This is a genomic window from Roseibium sp. RKSG952 (genome assembly GCF_009711355.1).
Genome location: NZ_SMMF01000548.1, coordinates 1 through 1753 on the forward strand (window position 1 = coordinate 1; position 1753 = coordinate 1753).

Annotated in this window: 2 protein-coding genes; one reads left to right on the forward strand and one right to left on the reverse strand. The window is 56.1% G+C overall.

What is annotated here, in order from left to right; translation table 11 throughout:
* Positions 1-162: 162 nt before the first annotated feature.
* On the reverse strand, positions 163-645 hold the full coding sequence (locus tag E1297_RS02150) for a DUF882 domain-containing protein (RefSeq protein WP_196223138.1): 483 nt from the start codon (positions 643-645) through the stop codon (positions 163-165).
* Positions 646-854: 209 nt separating this feature from the next.
* Here E1297_RS02150 and E1297_RS02155 point away from each other — a divergent pair.
* The coding region (locus E1297_RS02155; protein ID WP_155133322.1) for a hypothetical protein at positions 855-1753 on the forward strand (899 nt) is incomplete at its 3' end.

Consider the following 1753-nt stretch of genomic DNA (forward strand, 5'->3'; position numbering starts at 1 on the left):
GTCAATCCGAACGAAGGGCTTGCCGGACCGGTCTGCCTTGTTGAGGTCCAGACCTGCGCGAGCCAACCAGCCATGTCGTTCGAATCCTTTGTTGGCAGGTAGGCAATTCATTTTCCCTGTTCGATTGTAAAATATTCAGTCTCTCTGGCACCCTGTGCCGCTCTATACCGGCAGACCCCACTGTCGCACACGTCCCGTGTCCATGTGGACGAATCCAGGGTAGCGGCCCACTCCTCCGAATTCAAGTTCCTTAACCTTCTTAGCAAGAGCCTTGTTAGAGACACCCTTGATCTCGAAATCCAAAGCCTTCCCCTTGATGTGAAGACTGTTCACGGCGGGCACCTCGAGCGTTATCTTGCCGCCCGTTTTTTTCAGCGCCCTTTTCCTTAAGTTCTCGTTTGTCGTCGAGGATCGATATCCGCTGTTCACGATTATGGGAGAATCGGCGGAGAAATGCCGTTGAACGACATACATCGCCGCGTAGAGTTGGCGATCACATTGGACCGTTTCGGTCTGACGCCAGTCCCTCATCATCCAGTCGCATACCAGAAGGGCAGCCTTGTTCCATCCACCGTTCACGAACAGTTCGATATCATACCTTTCCTTCGTGTGAGCGTTGTACAATCGAAGCGGGATATCGGACAAGAGAGTTCCCGCAGACACAAAGGAAGGAACAATCAATCCTGTCGCGGAACAAACAAGTCCCTTTAGTAAATCCCGCCTGTTCATGAGCACTCCGTTGATCTTAGGGTTCGACGACTTTCTTGCAATCCACACAGAAATTCAGAATGATGGTGAAAGGCGTTCCGATCAAGCTTCGGGCGCGAGTTCCAGCGAAAGGCCCGGTATTTCATATGGACAGACGACGATTCCTTGCGGCATCCGCCTCCACGATCCTTGGTGCATCGGTCGCTGCGGCTCAGGATGCGATCATCCTTCGCCCGGATATAGACGGAGCGCATCCGAGATACGTCGCCTACGCGACCGTCGGTCCGTTCATCTATCCGGAACGCCCTCTTGTCGTAACCGGGCTTCTCGGACGTCGAATGGTGGTCTTTGCGTCCCAAATGTCGAAGAACCCTCGTCTGATCGTGTTCTCCCACACAGCGCTCGCCGATCCGGTTACCTACAGCAACCTTCTTTGGCACTGGGTTTCGCATGGATACATCGTCGTCGCACCCCTTCATGACGACTCCATCATCGAAGACGGTCCAACCATTCGCGTGAATACTCCCGGCGAGACCTCCAAGTGGCCGATAGCGGAACTTCTGGAAGACAGGGGCGCCTGGGAGGGGCGTTGCGATGCCTGCAAATCCGTTCTTGATGTCATCGGTCTGATCGAGGATGCGGTCGGCGGCATCAAGATCAATGTCGAACGCCCCGTCATCGTCGGCCACGGCTACGGGGCCTACGTCGCTCAGCTCATTCTCGGAACCCGCGTCGTAACCGCTGATTCTGGCGTGGACGACATGTCGTCCACGCGCTTCTTCTCGGGCATTTTCATGTCGCCGCAAGGCGAGGGCGTAATGGGTTTGACGGCCGAGTCCTGGGCGAGCGTCTCTGCCCCGCACTTATCGATTATCGCTGAGCACGACAACGACTTCACGGGCCAGCCGCCGACCGCGAAAACCGCCGCCTTCTACAAGTCCCAGCCGGGATACAAGCACATGGGCATTCTCCGGGGTGGTGGCTCGGGGATCTATTCCGGACAGCTCTCCGGAATCGGCCAGAAGAACCAAAAACGGGTCGAGGC